Genomic DNA, 20,825 nt, shown 5'->3' with positions numbered 1-20,825 from the left:
ATGCCCGCCTCCTCCTCGCCCCCCGCCGGCTCCGGGCCGGCGTCGCAGCCGCTGCACCTCGCCGTCGCACTCGACGGCGCCGGCTGGCACCCGGCCGCCTGGCGCGACCCCGGGTCCCGCCCCCGCGAACTCCTCACCGCCCGTTACTGGGCGGAGCTGGTGACCGAGGCCGAGCGCGGCCTGCTCGACTTCGTCACCCTCGAGGACGGCCTCTCCCCGCAGTCCTCGCACCCCACCCACCGGGACGACCGCACCGACCAGGTCCGCGGCCGGCTCGACGCGGTCCTGGTGGCGGCCCGCGTGGCCCCGGTGACCCGCCACATAGGCCTGGTCCCCACCGTGGTGACCACACACACGGAGCCGTTCCACATCTCCAAGGCGATCGCCACCCTCGACCATGTGAGCGGCGGCCGTGCCGGCGTCCGCGTCCGGGTGTCCGTCCGCACCGACGAGACCGCGCACTTCGGCCGCCGGACCCTCCCGCCCGTGGACCTCTCGGACCCCGGCGGTCCCGGCCCCCTCCCCGTCGTCGAGGAACTCTTCGACGAGGCCGCCGACCACGTCGAGGTGCAGCGCCGGCTCTGGGACAGCTGGGAGGACGACGCCGAGATCCGGGACGTCGCCACCGGCCGCTTCGTCGCCCGGGAGAAACTGCACCACATCGACTTCCACGGGCGGCACTTCAGCGTCAAGGGCCCGTCCATCACGCCGCGCCCGCCCCAGGGCCAGCCGCCGGTGACCGCGCTCGCCCACGCCACCGTGCCCTACCGGCTGGTCGCCCGCGCCGCCGACGTCGGCTACGTCACCCCGCACGACGTCGACCAGGCCCGTGCGATCACCGAGGAGATCCGCGCCGAGCAGGCCGCCGCCGGACGCGAGCACGAACCCCTGCACGTCTTCGGCGACCTGGTCGTGTTCCTCGACGAGACCCCCGCCCGGGCCGCCGCCCGACGGGACCGCCTCGACGACCTCGCCGGCGAGGAGTACACCTCGGACGCGGAGATCTTCACCGGCACCCCCGCGCAGCTCGCCGACCTGCTGCTGCAGCGGCGGGAGGGCGGCCTCACCGGCTACCGGCTCCGGCCCGCCGTCGCCGCCCGCGACCTGCGTGCGATCACCCGCGGTCTGGTGCCCGAACTCCGTTCCCGGGGCGTCTTCCGCCACGCCTACGAGGCGTCCACCCTGCGCGGACTGCTCGGCCTGCCCCGCCCCGCCAACCGCTACGCGTCCGCCGCCCGACCGGAAGGAGACCGCGCCGCATGAGCACCGCAGACCCGAACCGGGCGCACCCCAAGCGCGTCCACCTCGCCGTGCACTTCCCCGGCGTCAACAACACGACCGTGTGGAGCGACCCCGCCTCCGGCAGCCAGATCGACTTCAGCTCCTTCGTCCACCTGGCGCGCACCGCCGAACGCGCCAAGTTCGACTTCCTGTTCCTCGCCGAAGGGCTGCGGCTGCGCGAACACGGGGGCGAGATCTACGACCTGGACGTGGTGGGACGCCCGGACACCTTCACCGTGCTGGCCGCGCTGGGCGCGGTGACCGAACGGATCGGCCTGGCCGGCACCATCAACTCCACCTACAACGAGCCCTACGAGGTCGCCCGGCAGTTCGCGAGCCTGGACCACCTCACCGCCGGCCGCGCCGCCTGGAACGTGGTCACCTCCTGGGACGCCTTCACCGGCGAGAACTTCCGCCGCGGCGGATTCCTGCCCGAGTCCCGGCGGTACTCCCGCGCCAAGGAGTTCCTCGCCACCGCCACCGAACTCTTCGACTCGTGGACCGGCGACGAGATCGTCGCCGACCAGGAGACCGGCCGGTTCCTGCGCGACGCCCGGGCGGGCGCCTTCGCGCACCGGGGCGAGGAGTTCGACATCGAGGGCCGGTTCGACGTCCCCCGCGGCCCCCAGGGACGCCCGGTGATCTTCCAGGCCGGGGACTCCGAGGAAGGACGCGAGTTCGCCGCCTCCTCGGCCGACGCCATCTTCAGCCGCCACGGCACGTTCACCGAAGGCCGGGCCTTCCACGCCGACGTCAAACGGCGGCTCGCCCGCCACGGACGCACCCCCGACCAGCTGCTGATCCTCCCGGCCGCCACCTTCGTGGTAGCCGACACCGACCACGAGGCCGCCGAACTCGCCCGCGAGGTGCGGCGGCAGCAGGTCAGCGGGGCCACCGCCCTGCGGCACCTGGAGTTCGTCTGGAACCGCGACCTCTCCGGCTACGACCCGGACGGCCCGCTCCCCGACGTCGACCCGGTCGTCGGCGAGCACACGGTGGCCCGGGGCCGCGCGCAGGTGCGGATGTACCGCGACCCGCTGGCCACCGCCCGGGAGTGGCGGGAGCTGGCCGAGGCCAACAAGTGGTCCATCCGGGACCTGGTCATCCACACCGGCAACCGGCAGACCTTCGTCGGCTCCCCGCAGACCGTGGCGCGCACCGTCGACGAGTACGTCCAGGCGGACGCCGCCGACGGGTTCATCCTGGTGCCGCACCTGGTGCCCACCGGCCTGGACGTCTTCGCCGACGCCGTCGTGCCCCTCCTCCAGGAGCGCGGGGTGTTCCGCACCGAGTACGAGGGCACCACCCTCCGCGACCACCTCGGCCTCACCCACCCGGACACCCGTCCCGACCCCGACGCCCACCCCGACCCCGCCCCGGCCGGCCGGGCCGGGCACCGTTGACAACGGGTGTGGCGCACGCCACTCTGATCGCCCGTCGTCGTCGGTGAGGAGTCGCCGGGTGTCCGCACACGAAGGAATTCCGCCACAGACCGAGCCGGAGCGGGAGCCGGCGGCCGGGCCGGCGCCGGGGGTGGTGCTGGACGAGGACGCCGCCCGTCTCGCCGAGATGGGGTACCAGCAGGAACTGCACCGCGGGATGAGCGCGTTCTCCAACTTCGCCGTCTCGTTCTCGATCATCTCCATCCTGGCGGGCTGCATCACCTCGTACGGCATCGCGCTGAGGTCCGGCGGTCCCTCGGCCGTCGTGCTCGGCTGGGTGGTGGTCGGGCTCTTCGTGACCTGCGTCGCGCTGGCCATGGCGGAGGTGTGCTCCCGGTACCCCACCGCCGGAGGGCTGTACTTCTGGGCGGGTGAACTCGCCCGGAAGAACAAGCGGGCCTGGGCCTGGTTCGTGGGCTGGTTCAACTTCATGGGCGAGGTCGCGGTGACCGCGGCGATCGACTTCGGGTGCGCCACCACCTGGATGGCGTTCATGAACCTCGTCTGGGGCACCGAGGTCACCCCCGGCCGCACCTACCTGCTGTTCCTGGCGATCGTCCTGGTGCACGCGCTGCTCAACACCTTCGGCGTCCGGCTCGTCGCGCTCCTGTCCAACGTCTCCGCCTGGTGGCACGTCGGCGGCGTCCTGGTCGTCGTCGGGGCCCTGTGGATCCTGCCCGAGCACCACCAGTCGGCGGAGTGGACGCTGACCGGCTGGCACAACGCCACCGGGTGGACGTCGGGCCTGTACGTCTTCCTGATGGGCCTGCTCATGGCCCAGTACACCTTCACCGGGTACGACGCCTCCGCCCACGTGGCGGAGGAGACCAGGGGAGCGGCCCGCAGCGCGCCGCGCGGGATCGTGATGAGCGTGGTCGTCTCGGTCGTCGGCGGTTTCGTCCTGCTCTTCTCGATCACGGCGTCGATCCAGGACAGGACCCCGGCCGGCCTGGACAAGCTGGCCACCTCCAGCACCGGGCTGCCGCCCGCCCAGGTCTTCCTGGACGCGCTGAACAGCCCCGGAACCGCGAAGTTCCTGCTGTTCGTCGTGTGCGTCGCGCAGTTCTTCTGCGGCATGGCCTCGGTGACCGCCAACTCCCGCATGACGTACGCCTTCGCGCGCGACAACGCCCTCCCCGGCTCGAAGATCTGGGCGAAGGTCAACCCGCGCACCGGGACGCCCACCAACTCCATCTGGTTCTGCGTGACGCTCTCCGCGCTGCTGACCCTGCCGGCGCTGTTCAACACCACCGCCTACCTGGCGGTGACCTCGATCGCCGTGATCGGCCTGTACATCGCCTACGTCACGCCGGTGCTGCTGCGCCGCCTGCGGCGCGACGAGTTCGTCCCCGGCCCGTGGCACCTCGGGCGGTGGAGCGGGGTCGTCGGCTGGATCGCCGTCGGGTGGGTGGCGGTCATCTGCGTGCTGTTCGTGCTGCCGCCCGGCCGCCCCGTCACCGTCGACAGCTTCAACTACGCGCCGGTCGCGGTGGCCGTGGTCGCCCTGTTCGCGCTGGTGTCCTGGTACGCGGGGGGCCGCAAGCACTTCATGACCGGGCGGGACAACCTGCGGGAGCCGTGAGGCCGACCGACGTGTTCCGCCGGACCGCGCGGTCCGGCGGAACACGGCGGAGGGACCGACCGGGCCGTTCGCCCGACCGCCCGGTCCGCTCAGCGGAAGTTGACGTCGCTGCAGAGGAAGTACGTCTGGTCCATGTGCGAGGCCTGCCAGATCGTGTACACCACGGCACGCCCGCTGCGTCCGGGGAGGCTCACCGGGACGTTGTAGTCGGAGCCCGGGGCGTAACGGCTGGTGCGGGTGACCAGTTGGAGGTCGTTCCAGGTCAAGGGCCGGGTGACCGGGTCGAAGCCCTGCCGGGTGACGTAGACCAGGATGTAGTCGGCGCCGTGGCGGGCCTGGTCGTGCAGACGCAGGGTGAAGTCGGCGCCGACGTCGGTGGCCTTCCAGGCGCCCACCGCGTCCATGGCGTTGTACCGGCCGCCCTCGGCCCGGCCGCCGCTGCAGAGCTGGCCGTTGGGGACGACCGCCTGGAAGTTGCCCGCGGAACCGTTGCGGTACAGGCCGTTCCAGTTCCACATGGCGTTGGTGTCGGTCTGCCAGGCCTGCCAGCACATGGGGTCCTGCTGCTGCATGGCCGGGTTCTGGAAGTCGCTGCCCCAGCGCAGCCAGCAGCCGTAGTTGCGGGTGGCGGGATCGACCACCGACCCGTGGGCGTGGGCGGTGCCGTTCGACGGCACCAGGGAGAACAGCGCGGCCAGGACCAGGCCGAGCAGGAGGAACGGGGCGCGGCGTAACCGGCCGGCGGTGTCGGAGCGTGTCATGGGGGTCCTCTCGCGTACCAAGGGGGCTGTGTCCGTCAGGGGCTGTGTTTCCCAGGGGCTGTGTGCCGTCAGGGGTGGGAGCGCTCCCAACTCCAAGGTTGCGGACATGTCAAATCCGGGCAACGCGTGATTGCGCCACTTTCCGGCGGCGGCGCGAGCCTCCCCGTGCGGCCGGAGGCAAAGCGGTGGCCCGTGCCGCCCCGGTCGGGGCACCATGCCCCGGTGGAACTTCTGACGATCATCACGGGCGACGCGACCAACCCCCAGGCCCCGGGCCGGAAGATCATCGCCCATGTCTGCAACGACCTCGGCGGGTGGGGCAAGGGCTTCGTCCTGGCGATCTCCCGGAAGTGGTCCGAGCCGGAGCGGGCCTACCGCCGCTGGCACCGCGAGCGCGCGGGCAACGACTTCGGTCTGGGAGCCGTGCAGTTCGTGCCCGTCCGGCCGGACCTGGAGGTCGCCAACATGGTCGGCCAGCGCGGCATCCGGACCGGAAGCGGCGGGCCGCCCATCCGCTACGAGGCCGTCGAACGGTGCCTGGACGCCCTCGCCGCGCACGCCCTGGCCCGCGGGGCGTCCGTGCACATGCCCCGCATCGGCTGCGGCCTGGCGGGCGGCCGGTGGGAGCGGATCGAGCCGATCGTCACCCGGACCCTGTGCGCCCGCGGGGTCGCGGTCACCGTCTACGACCACGGCTGACGCGCGGGCCCGCCCCTCACCCGGGCCGCCGGGCCATCACCACCACACCCGGCCCGCTGAACTCGTCGTCAGGGAGCCGGAGTTCGGCGACCGAGCGCAGGCCCGCCCGCTCGATCAACGCGACCAGCTGTTCCGGCCGCCACCGGTAGGTGGTCCAGCGGACGGGGACACCCCCGTACGCCTCGGTCCGGGGGAAGTCCTCGTCGCCGACATGGGTGCCGGTGATGAGGTGGCCGCCCGGCCGCAGCGCCCGCGCGAACATGCCGAGGACCTGGGGGAGCACGTCGCGTGGCAGGTTGAACAACGACCACCATCCGAGCACGCCGCCCAACGACTCGCCCGCCAGGTCGAGTTCGGTGGCGGAGGCGACCTCGAAGCGGCACTCCGGGTGGAGCCGGCGCGCGTTCTCGACCATCCGGGGGGAGAGGTCCACCCCGGACACGTCGAGCCCGCGCTCGGCGAGGTAGGCGGTCACCGTGCCGGGCCCGCACCCGACGTCGAGGACGGGGCCGAGTCCGGCGACGCTGTCGGCGAAGGCGTCGACGGACGCCTTCAGCCACGGATGGCGGCGGATGTCGCCCATGCCCGTCGTGGCCACCATCTCGGCGTAGTTGTCGGCGACCCGGTCGTAGGAGTCACGGACCACGTCGAGATCGGCCGGCCGGTCGATGTGATGTGCACGCATCCGCACACGATAGGACGGCGGAACGGTCAGTCGCGGCGGAACGGCCTGACGAGCGCGCGGACCTGTTCCGCCGCCCCCCAGTCGTGGTCGAACATGGCGATCAGCGCGAGGCTCTGGCGGAGCTGGACGATCGGCATGCGGGCACGCCAGTCGCCGTCCAGGCCGGTCAGCTCCGCGTACACGTCGAAGAAGCGCCGTGCCTCCGGCGGGTGCGGCGAGCACCACAGGTGGGCCAGGTCCACCTCGGCCCACGTGTAGGAGACGGCCGGGTCGATGAACGCAGGCCGGCCGTCCTTGGTGGCCAGGACGTTCTGCGCCCAGAGGTCACCGTGCGTCAGGCAGGCGGGCCGGGGCGGCAGCAGGTCGGGAAGCCGGTCGCACAGGCGCTCCAGGGCCTGCCGGTCCCGCCGGTCCAGCGCCGCCCGGACCCGCGGCTCCCGCAGCCAGCGCAGCACACGCCGCCGGGCGAAGAACTCGAACCCGTCGTCGGTCCAGGCGTTCTCCTGCCGGTGGCGGCCGAGCCAGTTGTCGTGCTCCCAGCCGAACCGGTGGTGCGTCGTCGAGGTGTGCAACCCGGCCACCGCGTGCGCCGCCCGCTCCCAGAAGTCCTCCCGCGCGGGCCGCTCCCGCAGCACGGACAGCACGAGCAGCTCCCGCGTCACCAGCCGGACCTCCGGCGTGGTGAGCCCGCCACGCTCCCGCAGCACGGCCAGTCCCTCCGCCTCGGCGGCGAACAGGTCACCGTCCGGGACCTCGGCGAACGACTTGACGAACAGCGGCGTCCCCCCGGGCCGGACCGCCAGCCCGGACACCGCCGCCATCCCGCCCTCGACCGGCTCGACCCCCGTGACGTCACCGAACCCGGCGGCGTGGAGGCGCTGCAGCAACATCGACGTGGTCCGCACGCGGCGGACCCTACCCCGCCCCGGCGAGGCGGGGGAAGGCGCCCGCCGTGACGGCGACGGGCGAGGGGGACGCCGTGCCGGGGGTGGTTTCAGTGCGCGGTCTTCGTGAAGTCCAGGTCGGCGTGGCGGACGGCGCGGGAGGCGGTGGAGACCGTGGCGCCGAGCATGCTGATGCAGCCGAAGAGGAGGAAGGTGGGGCCGGCGCCCCACAGCTCCACCAGGAGGCCGAAGAGCGGGAACATCACCGGGGTGATGCCGACCGCGCTGAGCGCCTGGACGGAGGCGACCCGGCCCTGGAAGGCGAGGGCGGTGTTGGCCTGCATCAGGGCCATGGCCAGACCGCCGCAGAGGCCGGAGACCAGGCCGGAGACGAGCGCCACGGCGACCGCGAGCCCGAGGTCCGGCATGACGCCGATCAGGCCGATGCCGGCGGAGGCGACGAGCAACGTGATGTTGTGCCAGTGACCGGCGCGGGGGAAGCGGCCGCGCACGACGAGCAGCAGCGAGGTCGCGCAGACGCCGACGCTGAGGGCGGCGTTCACCCAGGCGCCGCCGGAGGGGCCCCAGCCGCGTTCCTCGGCGAGCACGATGACGCCGATCGCCATCGGCGGGACGCAGCCGATCATCGAGAGCAGCCCGGAGAGGACGAGCGGGCCGACGACGGGCTCGTGGCGCAGGTAGACGATCCCGTCGACCAGGTCGCGGCGGGCGGTGGAGTCCGCGGCGGGCCGCTCCTCGGGCGGCAGCGGGGCGAGCCGGACCGCGACCAGCAGGGGCACCGAGAGGACGAAGAGGACGCCGGTCACGGCGAACGCGGCGGCCGGGCCGCCGAGCCCCATCGCGAACCCGGCGAGCGGCGGACCGGCGATGTGGCCGGACCGCTGCACCAGATTGCGCAGGCTCTGCACCCGCATCAACTGGTCGCGGCCGGTGAGCCGGGGCGGCATCGCTCCGACCGCCGGCATGAACAGGGCGTCCACAACGCCGAAGACGAGGGCGAGCGCCACCAGCAGCCAGAGCCCGGGCGTGCTGAACGCGAGCACCGCGGCGGCCGCGAGGATCACCACGGCGCGGACCGCGTCGGAGGAGATGACCACCAGGCGCGGGCCGAACCGGTCGGCCATCACCCCGCCGCCCAGCATGAGGACGGCCCGGGGTATCGCGCCGACCGCCATCACCAGGCCGACCTGGGCCGGTCCGGCCACCTTCTGCGCGGCCCAGCCGAGCGCCACGAAGTAGGCGGCGTCACCGACCACGGAGAAGGTGTAGGCGACGAGCCAGCGCAGGACGTTGCCGTCCCGGTGCACCGGGGTGGAGGGGGCGACGGCCACGGTGGCGGCGGGCGGGGCGGCTGCGGAAACGGGTTCATCGGGGCGCGAGGTCACGAACGCGCATGATCTCCCACAACGTCCCCGCCCCACAACGGCATTGGGGTCCGGATGGCACGCCTCCCTTCGGGAAGGCGCTCTGGCACGGGGGTGCGGCAGGCCCTCACCCTGGTGTGGTCCGCGCGTCGCGCGTCGTCCGAGAGTTCTGGAGCAGAGCACCATGAGCCCGCAGATCCTGCTGTACACCCGCACCACCGACTACCGGCACGACTCGATCCCCGACGGCATCACCGCGTTCACCGAACTCGGCGCACGGCACGGCTTCACGGTGGAGGCGACCGAGCGGCCCGAGGCGTTCGAGGGGCGGGAGCTGGACCGGTTCGCGGCGGTGGTGTTCCTCTCCACCAGCGGCGAGGTCCTGACCGACGAGGGACGCGCCAACCTCACCGCCTTCCACCGGCGTGGCCGCGGCTTCATGGGCGTGCACGCGGCGGCCTGCACCGAGTACGGCTGGCCCTACTTCGAGACCCTGCTGGGCGCCCGCTTCGACCGGCACCCGGCGCTCCAGCCCGGCACCGTCGTGGTCGAGGACGCCGGCCACCCCGCCACCGGACAGTTGCCGTCCCGCTGGGAGTTCACCGACGAGTGGTACGACTTCCGCAGCAACCCGCGCCCCTCCGTCCGGGTGCTCGCGACCGTCGACGAGGGGTCCTACGAGGGCGGCCGGATGTCCGGCGACCACCCCGTCGCCTGGTGCCACGACAACGACGGCGGGCCGGTGTTCTACACCTCCCTCGGCCACACCCGCGAGGCCTTCGCCGACCCGCTGTTCCGCTCGCACCTCCGGGGCGGGCTCAGGTCGGTCCTGGCCTGAGCGGCGCGGGACCGCCCGGCCCGGTCGCCGCGGTCACGCCCGCGGCCGGGCCGCGGCGACCGTCGGCAGCGGCCGCCCCGTCTGCCCCCGGAAGTCCGGGGTAACGGCAGGGCCATGGGTGAGATCCTCGTGGGCACGTGCTCCTGGACCGACCGCGCGCTGGTGGGCAGCGGCTGGTACCCGCCGGGGCGGCGGGACGCCGAGGGACGGCTGCGGCACTACGCCGAACGGTTCCCCGTCGTGGAGGTCGACGCCTCCTACTACGCGCTCCCCTCCGAGCGGAACAGCCGCCTGTGGACCGAGCGGACCCCGGACGGCTTCGTGTTCGACGTGAAGGCGTTCTCGCTGCTCACCGGGCACCCCACCCGTGCCGCCGTGATGCCCGAGGGACTGCCCGCCGACGCGCGGGACGCGGGCGTGCTCGACGCGGTGTGGGCCCGGTTCGCCCAGGGCGTCGAGCCGCTGCGCCGGGCCGGACGGCTGGGAAGCGTGCTCTTCCAGTTCCCGCCGTGGTTCCGGCCCGGCCGCCGCGCGGAGGCGTTCCTCGCCGGCACCGCGCGGCGGACCGAGGGCTGGCCGCTCGCCGTGGAGTTCCGGCACCCGGCGTGGTGGCGGGAGGACCGGGCGGAGGCCACGCGTGCGCTGCTCGCGGAGTACGGCATGGCCGCGGTCGCCGTCGACATGACGCAGACGCTGTCCGCCTCCGTGCCGCCCGTCACCCCCGTCACCTCCCCGCGCCTGTCCGTGGTGCGGTTCCACGGACGCAGCACCGCCTGGGGGGCCGGAAGCAAGGAGGACCGCTTCCGGCACGCCTACGACGAGGAGGAACTCGCCGAGTGGCTGCCGCGGTTGACCGCCCTGGCCGAGCGGGTCTCCTGCCTGCACGTGCTGTTCAACAACTGCTGCGGCGACACGGCCGTCCGCAACGCGGAGACCATGGCCCGGCTGCTCGCGCGCCCGGACACGGCGGGGAGCGGCGCGGGGACACGCCGGGACACGGCGGGGAGCGGCCGCCGTGCCGTCACCCGGCCGCCGGAAGGATCCGGCCGGTGACCGAGCCGAATCCGATGGTCACCCCGTCGGCGCCGGGCGCGGTGGCGGAGATGGACACCTCGTCGCCGTCCTCGAGGAAGGTCCGCGTCGTCCCGTCGGGCAGCTTCAGCGGCTCGGCGCCGCCCCAGCTCAGCTCCATGAAGGAGCCCCGCTGGTCCGCCTCCGGGCCGGAGACGGTCCCGGAGGCGTAGAAGTCGCCGGTGCGCAGCGAGGCGCCGTTGACCGTCATGTGGGCCAGCATCTGGGCGGGCGTCCAGTACATGGTGGCGAACGGCGGGGTGGCGACCAGGTGCCCGTTGAGCCGGACCTCCAGGGTGAGGTCCAGGCCCCAGTCCTCCCGCTCCGCCAGGTACGGCCGCAGCTCGTGCTCGCGCTCCGGCGGCGCCACCCGCGCGGCCTCCAGGGCGTCCAGCGGGACGACCCAGGGGCTGACGGACGTGGCGAAGGACTTGCCGAGGAACGGGCCGAGCGGCACGTACTCCCAGTTCTGGATGTCGCGCGCCGACCAGTCGTTGACCAGGGTGACGCCGAAGACGTGCTGCCGGAAGTCCCCGACGGGGACCGGGCGGCCCAGCTCGGAGGGGACGCCGACGACGAAGCCGACCTCGGCCTCGATGTCCAGGCGGGCGGACGGGCCGAAGCCCGGCAGCGCACCGGCCTCGGCGGGCCGCCGCTGCCCGTGCGGGCGGACCACCGGGGTGCCGGAGGGCACCAGGGTGCCGGCCCGGCCGTGGTAGCCGATCGGCAGGTGCTTCCACTGGGGGGTCAGCGGGTCGCCGCCGGGGCGGAACATGCGGCCGATGTTGGAGGCGTGGTGCTCGGAGGCGTAGAAGTCGACGTAGTCGGCGGCCTCGAAGGGCATGGCGAGGTCCACGTCCGCCTGCGCGAACAGGTGGGGCTCGACGGCGGGCCGGTGGGCCTCGTCGGTCAGCAGCCGGGTGATCCGGGCGCGCACCTCCTGCCAGCGGGGGCGGCCCTGGGCCATGAAGGCGTTGAGCGAGCCCCGCGCGAAGACGTCGTCGCCGAGGGCGGCCGCGAGGTCGAGGACCTGCTCGCCGACGGCGACGCCGACCCGGGCGGGGCCGCCGCCCTTCGGGGCGAAGACGCCGTAGGGCAGGTTCTGGATCGGGAACGGGGAACCGTCGGGGACGGGGACCCAGGTGGTGGTCATCGGTGGTCCTTCACAACGAGGTGGTTCAGGAGGTCGGGCGGAGGGCCGGGCCGAACAGCCGCAGGGCCTCGCGCACGGGCGCGGCCGTCGAGCACGACCCGTAGGAGACCAGGGCCCGGCGCGCGGCCACGGCCTCCTCGGCGGTCAACCGCTCGGCGAGGCGCACCAGTTCGGCGGCGTCCTCGGTCTCCAGGACGTCCCGGACGGCGTGCCGGTCGCCGCCGGAGGCCGCGACGGCGGTGGCGAGCAGCAGGTTGAGGTAGCCGTGGTGGGTGAAGCCGGTGGCGGCGGAGGTGTGGCGGACCGCCTCGTGGAGCCCGGCCGTCGCCTTGAACGGCACGCCCGCGGCGACACAGGCGGTGACGAACCCGGCCACCTCCCCGGTGCCCGGGAACAGGTCGGCCCGCACCCCGCCGCAGCGGAGCTTGGCGCCCAGCGGCCGGGCGCCGGCCCGCCGCGCCAGCTCGGTGAGCAGCGGTTCCGGACGGGCCCGCCCCACCGGCTCGGCGTACAGGGGGACGTGGTCCGGCACGTCCTTCAGCTCGGCCAGCAGCGCCTGCAGCGCGGACGCCTCCTCCTCGCCGAAGGCGGCCAGCGGCGCCTCCACCAGCGCGAGCCGCAGCCGCGGGTCGGCGGCGATCTCCGCGCCCGCCGCGGCCAGGTTCCCGGCGCCGCGGTCGGCGATCAGCCCGAGCGCGAACACCTCGCCCTCGCGCAGCAGCCTGCGCACCTCGCCCACCCGCGAGGCGGGGACCAGGAAACGGTGCGTGTGCATCGCCGCGTCGGCCTCGGCGTCGGCACGGTGGCGCTCCACCGCGCGGTCCATGGGCAGCGAGGTCGGCGGGAACAGCCCCGCGTCGTCGACCAGGGCGGCCAGCAGTCCGGGCGGCACGCTCATGCGCGGCGGCCTCCCGCCCAGCTCCAGGCGTAGGCGCCGTCGTCGCAGGCCAGTCCGCCCTCGCCGAGCTCCAGCGGGCGGAAGGTGTCGACCATGACGGCGAGCTCGTCGAAGAACTCGGCCCCGATGGACCGCTCGTAGGCCCCCGGCTGCGGCCCGTGGGCGTGACCGCCGGGGTGCAGCGAGACGGAGCCCTGGCCGATGCCGGACCCCTTGCGGGCCTCGTAGTCGCCGCCGCAGTAGAACATGACCTCGTCGGAGTCCACGTTCGAGTGGTAGTAGGGCACCGGGACGGACAGCGGGTGGTAGTCCACCTTGCGCGGCACGAAGTTGCAGATGACGAAGTTCTGCCCCTCGAACACCTGGTGCACGGGCGGCGGCTGGTGGATCCGGCCGGTGATCGGCTCGAAGTCCTCGACGTTGAAGGCGTACGGGTACAGGCAGCCGTCCCAGCCGATCACGTCGAAGGGGTGGTGGGCCTGGAGGAACCGGGTGCCGACGATCTCGCCGCCGGAGCCGCGGTGCTTGACCAGGATCTCGACGTCCGTGCCCTCGCCCCGGACCAGTTCGGCCGGGCCCCGCAGGTCGCGCTCGCAGTACGGGGCGTGCTCCAGGAACTGGCCGTAGCGGGAGAGGTAGCGCTTCGGCGGGGCGATGTGGCTGTTGGCCTCGACGCAGTAGGCGCGCAGCGGTTCCTCGCCCCGCGGGATCCAGCGGTGGGTGGTGGCGCGGGGGACGACCACGTAGTCGCCGGCGCGGGCGTCGAGGACGCCGAAGACGGTCTCCACGCGGGCGGCCCCGGACTCCACGTAGACGCACTCGTCGCCGACGCCGTTGCGGTAGAGCGGGGACGGCTTCCCGGCCACCACGTAGGAGATCCGCACGTCGGCGTTGCCGAGGACCAGACGGCGGCCGGTGACCACGTCGGTGTCCTGCCGGGCGTCGTCCTTGAAAAGCTCGTGCAGCTTGAGATGCCGCGGCTTCATCGGGTGGTTGGGCACCGTGCGGGTGTCCGGCAGCTCCCACACCTCGGAACCGGTGATCGCCGACGGGATGTGCCGGTGGTACAGCAGCGAGGAGTCGGAGGAGAAGCCCTCCTCGCCCATCAGCTCCTCGAAGGCGAGGTCCTCGCCGTCGGGACGGAACTGGGTGTGCCGCTTCGGGGGGATGGTGCCGAGGCTGCGGTAGTGGGCCATGTCCCGGCCTCCTTTCGGATGGGTGCTTCGTCGTTCAGCGTGCGTCGTCATGGGCGCCGGCGGCGGACGGCGCACCGGCGTGCGCGTCGCTCCGGCCCCCGCTCCGGGCGGTGTCCGGGGGTTCACCCCTCCCACTTGTTGCAGATAACGAAACGCTCCACTATGAAGGTTGCAACACGATGCGAGCGGCGGGGTCGCCCCGTCAAGGGGGCCGGCCCGAAAAGATCTCCCGCCGCCGCACCGAGGACCTGGTGGGAGGGGAGACGCATGGCGGCGGAAGGCTCGCAGACGCTGGAGCGGGGCCTGATGGTGCTGCGCATGATCGCCGAGGAGCGCGACGGGCTGACGGCCAGTGAGGTCGGCGCCCGGCTCGGGGTGCACCGCTCGGTGGCCTACCGGCTGCTGACCGCCCTCGTCCGGCAGGGCTTCGCGGCCAAGGACGGCGCCCACCGCTACCGGGTCGGGCTCGCCTTCTTCACCCTCGCCGAGCTGACCCGCCCCCCGCTGCTGGACGCCGCACGGCCCGTCCTGCGGGACCTGGCGGCCGAACTCGGCGTCACCGCCTGCCTGGTGGTGCCCGAGGGCCAGGAGGCGGTGGCCGTGGCCGTGGTCGAACCCCCCGGCCCCGGCGCCCGCCTGTCCTACCGCGTCGGCAACCGCGACCCGCTCGACCGCGGCGCCGGCGGCCTCGCCCTGCTGGCCGCCGGGCCACCCGCGGCGGGGGAGCCCGACCGGGTGGCGGAGGTGCGGGACCGGGGCTACGCACTGACCCGCGAGGAGATCATCCCCGGCGTCTTCGGCGTCGCCGCGCCCGTCGTCCGCCGGACCCACGAACAGCCGGCCGCCGTCACGACGCTGACCCACCGCGAGGAACTGGCCGAACAGGCGGTCCCCGCCGTCCTGGCGGCCGCCCGGCGTCTGTCCCGCGCCCTGGACACCCCGGGGCCCCGGTGAGCGGCACCGGCGGACACCCGGGGCCCCGGTGGGCGGCACCGGCCCGGACGCACGACGAGCGCGTGCCCCCGCCGTCCGGCGGGGGCACGCGCTCGTCGGCAGCGGGTCAGCTCCGGCGCGTCCGCGTCCGCCTCACCACGCGGCCCAGCAGGGGCCAGACCAGCAGCAGGACCACCACCGCGTAGACCGTCACCGAGAACGGCGTGTTCACCAGCCCCGTCACGCTGCCGTCGCTGATCTGCAGCGCCCGGCGCAGCTGCTGCTCGGCGCCCGGACCGAGGATCACCCCGATCACGGCGGGCAGCACCGGGAGCCCGTAGCGCCGCATGCCGAACCCGACCAGACCGATGGCCAGCAGGATCACCAGGTCCACCACCTCGCCGCCGACCGCGTACGCGCCGACCGCGGCGAAGAAGAGGATGCCCGCGTACAGGTAGGGCCGCGGGATGCGCAGCAGGCGTGCCCACACCGGCGCCAGCGGCAGGTTGAGCGCCAGCAGCAGCACCATGCCGACGAACAGCGAGGCGATCAGCCCCCACACCAGCTCCGGCTCCCGCTCGAAGAGCAGCGGCCCCGGCTGGATGCCGTAGCTCTGGAACGCGGCCAGCATCACCGCGGCGACCGCCGTGGTGGGCAGGCCCAGCGTCAGCATGGACACCAGGGTGCCCGCCGCCGACGCGGAGGCCGCCGACTCCGGCCCGGCCACGCCCTCGATGGCGCCCTTGCCGAACTCGTGCCGGTGCTTCGAGAGCCGCTTCTCCGTCACGTACGACAGGAACGTGGGGATCTCCGCGCCGCCCGCCGGGATCGCGCCGAACGGGAACCCGATGAACGGGCCGCGCAGCCACGCCTTCCAGGAGCGGCGCACGTCCTCCCGGCCCAGCCAGGGGCGCCCCGCCGGGATCGCCCTGGCCGCGCCGCGCCGCAGGTGCGCCGCCACCCACAGGGCCTCCCCGATGGCGAAGAGGCCCACGGCCACGATCACCACGTCGATGCCGTCCGCGAGCTGCAGCGAGCCGAACGTCAGCCGCTGCTGTCCGGTCATCCGGTCCAGGCCCACCATGCCGACCGTGAGGCCGATCAGCAGGGAGGCCGTGCCCCGGATGCGGGAGGAGCCGAGCACCGAGGTCACCGCGATGAACGCCAGGACCATGAGGGCGAAGTAGTCCGGCGCCCCGATGTCCACCGCCAGGCGGGCCACCACCGGCGCCAGCGCCACCAGCAGCACCGTGCCGACCAGGCCGCCGGTGAAGTGGCCGATCGCGGCCGCGGCCAGCGCCTGCCCGCCGCGCCCCGCCTTGGCCATCGGGTTCCCCTCCATCGCCGCCACCACGGCGGCGCTCTCACCGGGGGTGTTGAGCAGGATGGAGGTCGTCGAGCCGCCGAACATGGCGCCGTAGTAGATGCCGGCGAACATGATGAACGCGCCCACCGGCTCCAGCCCGTAGGTCACCGGCAGCAGCAGGGCCACCGCCATCGCGGGGCCGATGCCCGGCAGCACGCCGATCGCCGTGCCCAGCAGCACGCCGACCGCGGCCCACAGGAGGTTCACCGGGGTCAGGGCGGTGCCGAAGCCGTCCATCAGGGAGTTGAGGGCATCCATGTCACAGCACTCCCATCAGCGGGCCGCCCGGCAGCGGAACCCCGAGCAGGTTGTCGAAGACCACGAAGGTCGCCAGGGACAGCACGGCGGCGATCAGCGGGTCCCGGTCGAGGCGGCGGCTGCCCAGGGCGAAGGCCGAACCCCAGAACAGCAGGGCGCCGGCGACCGGGAAGCCCAGCGGCTCGATCAGGACGGCCGAGCCGAGGAAGATCCCCGCCAGCAGCAGGACGGTCCGCCAGTCCGCGGGCGCGGACAGGTCCACGTCCTCGCCCGCCTCGGCCTCGCCGCGGCCGCCGCGCAGCACGTCGACCGCGAGCAGGACGGCCACCAGCAGCAGCGCCGCGCCCACCACCAGCGGCATGGTGGTCGGCCCGACCGGGCCGCGGCGGGCGATGTCGACGTGCATCGTCAGGGCGTCGGTGAGCACCAGCCCGCCGAGGACCGACAGCAGGAGGCTGACGCCCAGCTCCGAGTGGCGGGCCGCCCAGGAACGGGGCTCGCGCCCGCCGTCGCCCGGCTTCGCGGAGGCCTCGCCGTGTCCGGCGGAGGGCCCGTCGGGAGTGGGATCCAGGTCGGCGTTCACAGTCCCAGCTCCTTCAGCACCGACACCACGCGCTCGTCCTCGGACGCGAGGAAGTCGCCGAACTCGTCACCGGTGAGGAAGGCGTCGTCCCAGCCGTTCTGGCGCAGGGACTCCTGCCACTCGGGGGAGCCGTGCAGTTCCTCGAAGAGTCGGACCAGCTTGGTCCGTTCCGCCTCGGACAGGCCGGGCGGGGCCACCACGCCACGCCAGTTGGTGAAGTTCACGTCGTAGCCCGCCTCCTGGAGCGTGGGCGCGTCCAGGCCGTCGATCCGCTCCGGACCGGTCACCGCCAGGAGCCGCAGCTCGCCCGCCTCGATCTGGTCGAGGTACTCGCCGACGCCGGAGACGCCGAAGGCGACCTTGTTGCCGAGGATCGACGCCAGCAGCTCTCCGCCGCCGTCGAACGGCACGTAGTTGACCTGCTTGGGGGGAATGCCGGCCGCCTCCGCCATCAGCATGGGGGCGAGGTGGTCGGGGCCGCCGGGGGAGGACCCGCCGCCCACCGGGAGCTTCGCGGGATCGGCCTTCCAGGCGTCGACCAGGTCGCCGACGGTGCGGTACGGGGAGTCCTTGGCGACCACCACCACGTCCTGTTCCTCGGTGAGCCGGGCGATGGGGGTGGTGTCGGCCAGGGTCTTCGGGGCGTCGTTGGAGCGGGCGGCGCCGACGACGCCCAGCCCCATGGACATGGCCAGCTTGCCGTTGCCGTGCTCGCCGACCAGCCGGCTCAGGCCGACGGTCCCGCCGGCGCCGGGCAGGTTGAACACCTCGATGCCGTGGGTCAGTCCGGCGTCCTCGGCGTTCTTCGCCGCGGTCCGGGCCGTGATGTCGTAGCCGCCGCCCGGCGTGTTCGGGACCATGAAACGCAGGCCCGGGATGCGGGTGCCGGTGTCGGCGCCGTCGTCGGGGCTCAGCAGCGGCGGTCCGAGCAGGACGAGCAGGGCGGCGCCGAGCAGGGCGAGGGGGGTGCGCGGACGCACGAGTGCCACCACCTGTCGGTCGTAGGGGGACGGGGAAGGGCCTCATGATGCCCACCGGCCGCCCCGGAGGTCTCTCTTGCGGAACCAACGGTGGTTCTGTTCCTTGTGGTCACGGCCGTTGCGGTCGCCTTGGCCGTCACGTCATCGTGGCCCACGGCGTGGTCGCCCGCGGCCCGGTGGTCGCGGGCCCCGGGTCGCGTACGCCGGCGGTCCCGCGTACCGCCGCCCTGGTCCGGGGTGACGGGTCCGGCGGCGCGTCACGGCCGGTCCGCTTCCCACCAGCCCTTTTCATCCGCGCGACACGGCTGCATCATGGACGGCCCCGGCACCCCGCGCGTCCCCCCACCCGCGTCATGCCCCGCTCGTGCCGGAGGAGAGATCGAGTACGCCGTGTCCGTCCCCTTCCGCCGCCAGACCCTCGCCGGCGAGATGCTGGTGCTCCAGCTCGCCATCGTCGTGGTGGTGCTGCTGGCGGTGGCCTGCGTCTCGCTCGCCCAGTCCGAGGCGACCTTCCGCCGCGTCGAGGGCCGCCGGGTCACCGCGCTCGCCGAACAGCTGGCCGCCAACCCCCTGGTCCGCAGCCGTCTGCTCAGCGCCACGCCCCGCGAGGGCCTCGCCCCGCTGGTCGACTCCACCCGCACCCACTCCGGCGTCACCTCGGTGACCGTCGCCGACGCCGGCGGCCGGATCGTCGCCGCCACCGACCCCACCCTGCTCGGCGACCCGCTGCCCCGCGGCGAGGGCGCGGGATCCGGCCGGGGCTGGTCCGGCAAGGTCGACCACGGCGGGCACCCGGAGCTCGCCGCCCAGGTACCCGTCCTCGGGGCCTCCGCCGAGAACCTCGGCCGCCACCTCGGCACCGTGCACGTGGGGGAGAAGGACCCCACGGTGTGGCAGCGGGCGAGCGGGGCGTCCTCCTACCTGCTCGTCTACCTCGGCGTCGCCAGCGCGCTCGGGGTCGCCGGGTCCTGGCTGCTCGCCCGCCGGGTCAAGCGGCAGACCCTGGGACTGGAACCGCGCGAGATCGCCGGCCTCGCCGAACACCGCGAGGCCATGCTCTACGGCATCGCGGAAGGCGTCGTCGCCCTCGACCCGCAGCACCGCGTCACCCTCGTCAACGAGGTCGGCCGCCGCCTGCTGGACCTTCCCGACGGCTGCGTCGGACGGAGCCTCGACGAACTCGGCATCGAGGGCCGCCTCCGCGACGTCCTCGCCGGGGCGCCGCCGGAGGCGGACCGCCGCACCGACGAGGTGGTCGTCCGCCAGGGCAGGGTCCTGGTGATGAACCGGATGACCGTCGAGAAGGACGGCCGCGCACTCGGCTCGGTCACCACCCTCCGCGACCGCACCGAGCTCGCCCGGCTGGAGCAGGAGCTCGGCTCCTTCCGCAGCACCTCGGAGCTGCTGCGCGCCCAGGCCCACGAGTTCGCCAACCAGATGCACACCGTCTCAGGGCTGGTCGAGATCGGCGCCCACGAGGAGGTGGTGCGGCACATCCGGGCGCTGACGCGGCGGCGGGAGTCCCTGGACATCACCCTCAGCCGCCGGGTCCGCGACACCGCCGTCGCCGCCCTGCTCGCCGCCAAGGGCTCGCAGGCCGCCGAACGCGCCGTCACCCTGCGGATCTCCGACCGCACCTCGCTGGACCGCCTCGCCCCCGAGGACGCCGCCGACGTGGCCACCGTCGTCGGCAACCTGGTCGACAACGCGGTGGACGCCGTCGCCGCGCAACCCGACCGCCAGGGCCGGGTGGAGGTGGAACTGCGGCAGGACACCACCGGCGTGGTGATCGAGGTCCGCGACTCCGGCCCCGGCGTAGCGCCCGGCCTCGCCCGCGAGGTCTTCGAGCACGGTTTCACCACCAAGGCCGCCCGCGAGGGCGGACGCGGCATCGGCCTGGCGCTGACCCGCCTGGTCTGCGAGCGTCACGGGGGCGAGATCTCGGTGGCCAACGCCGAGGACGGCGGCGCCGTCTTCACCGCCCGCATGACCGTCAGCCACCTCGACGACGCGGTGGCGGAAGGAGCGACGACCCCATGACCCGTCCCACCGGACCCTCCGGTGTCCCGCCGGAGCCGATCGACGTCCTCGTGGTCGACGACGACTTCATGGTCGCCCGGGTGCACCGCGCGTTCGTGGAGGACGTCCCGTCCTTCCGGGTCGCCGGGGTCGCCGGGACCGGGGAGCAGGCGGTGGCCGCGGTCGCCGAACTCCGGCCCGCCCTGGTCCTCCTCGACCTGTACCTGCCCGACATGTCCGGGCTGGACGTCATCTCCCGGCTGCGTGCCGCGGGCCACGACTGCGACGTGATGGTGGTCAGCGCCGCCCGGGAGGCCGAGACGGTGCGCGGCGCGGTCCGCCAGGGCGTCGTCGACTACCTGCTCAAGCCCTTCGCCCGCGACGACCTGCGCGCCCGGCTGGAGCGGTACGCCGCCCGGCGCCGCCGCCTGCTGGAGACGGTCGTGCGCGGGCAGGCCGACGTGGACCGGGTCCTGGCCGGCGCGGCAGCCCCCTCGCCGGCCGTGGCCGCGCTGCCCAAGGGCATGAGCGTGGAGACCGCCGAACTGATCGAACGCGCGCTCCGCGAGGCCGACGGCACCCTCTCGGCCGGCGAGTGCGCCGCCGTCACCGGCCTCTCCCGCGTCAGCGCCCGCCGGTACCTCGAGCACTTCCACGCCCTCGGCACCGCCGAGGTCTCGCTCCGCTACGGCGCCACCGGCCGCCCCGAACGCCGCTACCGGTACGCCGGCCGGGCCGGCGCGGCGGCCCCGGCGGCCCCGGCCGCCGCCGAGGGGGCGGCCGGGGCCTGACAGCCGGACGCCCCGGCGCC

At 74.1% G+C, this 20,825-nt stretch carries 19 protein-coding genes; 9 read left to right on the top strand and 10 right to left on the bottom strand.

Annotation, left to right across the window (positions count from 1 at the left end):
• Genes ABZ836_RS13070 through ABZ836_RS13060 form a run of 3 tightly spaced genes read left to right on the top strand, consistent with a single transcriptional unit; the run spans position 1 to position 4,305 of the window.
• The gene (locus tag ABZ836_RS13070) at positions 1 to 1,263 is read left to right on the top strand and encodes an LLM class flavin-dependent oxidoreductase (protein WP_356131658.1); all 1,263 of its coding nucleotides are present in this window, start codon (positions 1 to 3) and stop codon (positions 1,261 to 1,263) included.
• The gene (locus ABZ836_RS13065) at positions 1,260 to 2,684 is read left to right on the top strand and encodes an NtaA/DmoA family FMN-dependent monooxygenase (RefSeq protein ID WP_361141786.1); all 1,425 of its coding nucleotides are present in this window, start codon (positions 1,260 to 1,262) and stop codon (positions 2,682 to 2,684) included. Before ABZ836_RS13070 ends, ABZ836_RS13065 begins: the two co-directional genes overlap by 4 nt.
• A 58-nt stretch (positions 2,685 to 2,742) precedes the next feature.
• Positions 2,743 to 4,305: an amino acid permease gene (locus ABZ836_RS13060; RefSeq protein ID WP_356131664.1), complete on the top strand. Its 1,563-nt coding sequence runs from the start codon at positions 2,743 to 2,745 to the stop codon at positions 4,303 to 4,305.
• 89 nt (positions 4,306 to 4,394) lie between these two features.
• Here ABZ836_RS13060 and ABZ836_RS13055 read toward each other — a convergent pair whose 3' ends face one another.
• Entirely contained in the window at positions 4,395 to 5,066 is a 672-nt protein-coding gene (locus tag ABZ836_RS13055) for a lytic polysaccharide monooxygenase (RefSeq protein WP_361141784.1), read from the bottom strand.
• Positions 5,067 to 5,288: 222 nt separating this feature from the next.
• On the opposite strand from ABZ836_RS13055, the gene ABZ836_RS13050 reads away from it, so the two are divergent.
• Positions 5,289 to 5,765 carry an Appr-1-p processing protein gene (locus ABZ836_RS13050; protein WP_356131670.1) on the top strand — a complete coding sequence of 159 codons (477 nt, stop codon included), beginning with the start codon at positions 5,289 to 5,291 and terminating at the stop codon, positions 5,763 to 5,765.
• A gap of 16 nt (positions 5,766 to 5,781) precedes the next feature.
• Here the strand turns inward: ABZ836_RS13050 and ABZ836_RS13045 are convergent, their stop codons facing one another.
• The 3 genes from ABZ836_RS13045 to ABZ836_RS13035 all read right to left on the bottom strand — a co-directional run bounded on the left by ABZ836_RS13045 (position 5,782) and on the right by ABZ836_RS13035 (position 8,686).
• Positions 5,782 to 6,450 carry a class I SAM-dependent methyltransferase gene (locus ABZ836_RS13045; RefSeq protein WP_361141782.1) on the bottom strand — a complete coding sequence of 223 codons (669 nt, stop codon included), beginning with the start codon at positions 6,448 to 6,450 and terminating at the stop codon, positions 5,782 to 5,784.
• A gap of 26 nt (positions 6,451 to 6,476) precedes the next feature.
• On the bottom strand, positions 6,477 to 7,355 hold the full coding sequence (locus ABZ836_RS13040; RefSeq protein WP_361141780.1) for a fructosamine kinase family protein: 879 nt from the start codon (positions 7,353 to 7,355) through the stop codon (positions 6,477 to 6,479).
• A gap of 89 nt (positions 7,356 to 7,444) precedes the next feature.
• Positions 7,445 to 8,686, bottom strand: coding sequence for an MFS transporter (locus ABZ836_RS13035; RefSeq protein ID WP_361141908.1), 1,242 nt, complete (start codon positions 8,684 to 8,686; stop codon positions 7,445 to 7,447).
• Positions 8,687 to 8,903: 217 nt separating this feature from the next.
• On the opposite strand from ABZ836_RS13035, the gene ABZ836_RS13030 reads away from it, so the two are divergent.
• A complete protein-coding gene (locus tag ABZ836_RS13030) occupies positions 8,904 to 9,557 on the top strand; it encodes a ThuA domain-containing protein (protein ID WP_356131679.1) in 654 nt (217 codons plus the stop codon).
• 114 nt (positions 9,558 to 9,671) lie between these two features.
• A complete protein-coding gene (locus ABZ836_RS13025; RefSeq protein WP_356131681.1) occupies positions 9,672 to 10,610 on the top strand; it encodes a DUF72 domain-containing protein in 939 nt (312 codons plus the stop codon).
• Here the strand turns inward: ABZ836_RS13025 and fahA are convergent.
• Genes fahA through ABZ836_RS13010 form a run of 3 tightly spaced genes read right to left on the bottom strand, consistent with a single transcriptional unit; the run spans position 10,579 to position 13,875 of the window.
• Positions 10,579 to 11,781: a fumarylacetoacetase gene (gene fahA, locus ABZ836_RS13020; RefSeq protein ID WP_361141778.1), complete on the bottom strand. Its 1,203-nt coding sequence runs from the start codon at positions 11,779 to 11,781 to the stop codon at positions 10,579 to 10,581. The genes ABZ836_RS13025 and fahA overlap by 32 nt on opposite strands.
• Positions 11,782 to 11,806: 25 nt before the next feature.
• On the bottom strand, positions 11,807 to 12,679 hold the full coding sequence (locus ABZ836_RS13015; protein WP_361141776.1) for a hypothetical protein: 873 nt from the start codon (positions 12,677 to 12,679) through the stop codon (positions 11,807 to 11,809).
• Positions 12,676 to 13,875: a cupin domain-containing protein gene (locus ABZ836_RS13010; protein ID WP_356131690.1), complete on the bottom strand. Its 1,200-nt coding sequence runs from the start codon at positions 13,873 to 13,875 to the stop codon at positions 12,676 to 12,678. Before ABZ836_RS13010 ends, ABZ836_RS13015 begins: the two co-directional genes overlap by 4 nt.
• 267 nt (positions 13,876 to 14,142) lie before the next feature.
• Between ABZ836_RS13010 and ABZ836_RS13005 the strand changes: the two genes are divergently transcribed.
• The gene (locus ABZ836_RS13005; RefSeq protein WP_361141774.1) at positions 14,143 to 14,829 is read left to right on the top strand and encodes an IclR family transcriptional regulator; all 687 of its coding nucleotides are present in this window, start codon (positions 14,143 to 14,145) and stop codon (positions 14,827 to 14,829) included.
• A 106-nt stretch (positions 14,830 to 14,935) separates the two neighbouring features.
• Here ABZ836_RS13005 and ABZ836_RS13000 read toward each other — a convergent pair whose 3' ends face one another.
• The 3 genes from ABZ836_RS13000 to ABZ836_RS12990 are packed head-to-tail and all read right to left on the bottom strand — an operon-like array spanning position 14,936 to position 17,995.
• On the bottom strand, positions 14,936 to 16,432 hold the full coding sequence (locus tag ABZ836_RS13000) for a tripartite tricarboxylate transporter permease (protein ID WP_356131696.1): 1,497 nt from the start codon (positions 16,430 to 16,432) through the stop codon (positions 14,936 to 14,938).
• Position 16,433: 1 nt separating this feature from the next.
• A complete protein-coding gene (locus ABZ836_RS12995) occupies positions 16,434 to 17,015 on the bottom strand; it encodes a tripartite tricarboxylate transporter TctB family protein (protein ID WP_356131699.1) in 582 nt (193 codons plus the stop codon).
• The gene (locus ABZ836_RS12990; RefSeq protein ID WP_356132185.1) at positions 17,012 to 17,995 is read right to left on the bottom strand and encodes a tripartite tricarboxylate transporter substrate binding protein; all 984 of its coding nucleotides are present in this window, start codon (positions 17,993 to 17,995) and stop codon (positions 17,012 to 17,014) included. The genes ABZ836_RS12995 and ABZ836_RS12990 overlap by 4 nt, the downstream gene beginning before the upstream one ends.
• 390 nt (positions 17,996 to 18,385) lie before the next feature.
• Between ABZ836_RS12990 and ABZ836_RS12985 the strand changes: the two genes are divergently transcribed.
• Together ABZ836_RS12985 and ABZ836_RS12980 are read left to right on the top strand one after the other, a co-directional pair.
• Complete coding sequence (locus tag ABZ836_RS12985; RefSeq protein ID WP_356131702.1) at positions 18,386 to 20,035, top strand: ATP-binding protein; 1,650 nt, start codon at positions 18,386 to 18,388, stop codon at positions 20,033 to 20,035.
• Complete coding sequence (locus ABZ836_RS12980; protein WP_361141771.1) at positions 20,032 to 20,805, top strand: response regulator; 774 nt, start codon at positions 20,032 to 20,034, stop codon at positions 20,803 to 20,805. The genes ABZ836_RS12985 and ABZ836_RS12980 overlap by 4 nt, the downstream gene beginning before the upstream one ends.
• Positions 20,806 to 20,825 lie beyond the last annotated feature (20 nt).

Origin of the sequence: Streptomyces sp. NPDC047130, from assembly GCF_040643475.1 — a bacterium.
In the GTDB taxonomy this organism is placed as follows: Bacteria; Actinomycetota; Actinomycetes; order Streptomycetales; family Streptomycetaceae; genus Streptomyces.
This window is presented reverse-complemented; position numbering and strand designations above follow the sequence as displayed.

What these genes read in the sequence shown, in the direction of transcription:
- ABZ836_RS13070 (WP_356131658.1), top strand. Translation starts at nt 1, where the DNA reads ATGCCCGCCTCCTCCTCGCCCCCCGCCGGCTCCGGGCCGGCGTCGCAG.
- ABZ836_RS13065 (WP_361141786.1), top strand. Translation starts at nt 1,260, where the DNA reads ATGAGCACCGCAGACCCGAACCGGGCGCACCCCAAGCGCGTCCACCTC.
- ABZ836_RS13055 (WP_361141784.1), bottom strand. Translation starts at nt 5,066, where the DNA reads ATGACACGCTCCGACACCGCCGGCCGGTTACGCCGCGCCCCGTTCCTC.
- ABZ836_RS13045 (WP_361141782.1), bottom strand. Translation starts at nt 6,450, where the DNA reads ATGCGTGCACATCACATCGACCGGCCGGCCGATCTCGACGTGGTCCGT.
- ABZ836_RS13030 (WP_356131679.1), top strand. Translation starts at nt 8,904, where the DNA reads ATGAGCCCGCAGATCCTGCTGTACACCCGCACCACCGACTACCGGCAC.
- ABZ836_RS13025 (WP_356131681.1), top strand. Translation starts at nt 9,672, where the DNA reads ATGGGTGAGATCCTCGTGGGCACGTGCTCCTGGACCGACCGCGCGCTG.
- fahA (WP_361141778.1), bottom strand. Translation starts at nt 11,781, where the DNA reads ATGACCACCACCTGGGTCCCCGTCCCCGACGGTTCCCCGTTCCCGATC.
- ABZ836_RS13015 (WP_361141776.1), bottom strand. Translation starts at nt 12,679, where the DNA reads ATGAGCGTGCCGCCCGGACTGCTGGCCGCCCTGGTCGACGACGCGGGG.
- ABZ836_RS13010 (WP_356131690.1), bottom strand. Translation starts at nt 13,875, where the DNA reads ATGGCCCACTACCGCAGCCTCGGCACCATCCCCCCGAAGCGGCACACC.
- ABZ836_RS13005 (WP_361141774.1), top strand. Translation starts at nt 14,143, where the DNA reads ATGGCGGCGGAAGGCTCGCAGACGCTGGAGCGGGGCCTGATGGTGCTG.
- ABZ836_RS13000 (WP_356131696.1), bottom strand. Translation starts at nt 16,432, where the DNA reads ATGGATGCCCTCAACTCCCTGATGGACGGCTTCGGCACCGCCCTGACC.
- ABZ836_RS12980 (WP_361141771.1), top strand. Translation starts at nt 20,032, where the DNA reads ATGACCCGTCCCACCGGACCCTCCGGTGTCCCGCCGGAGCCGATCGAC.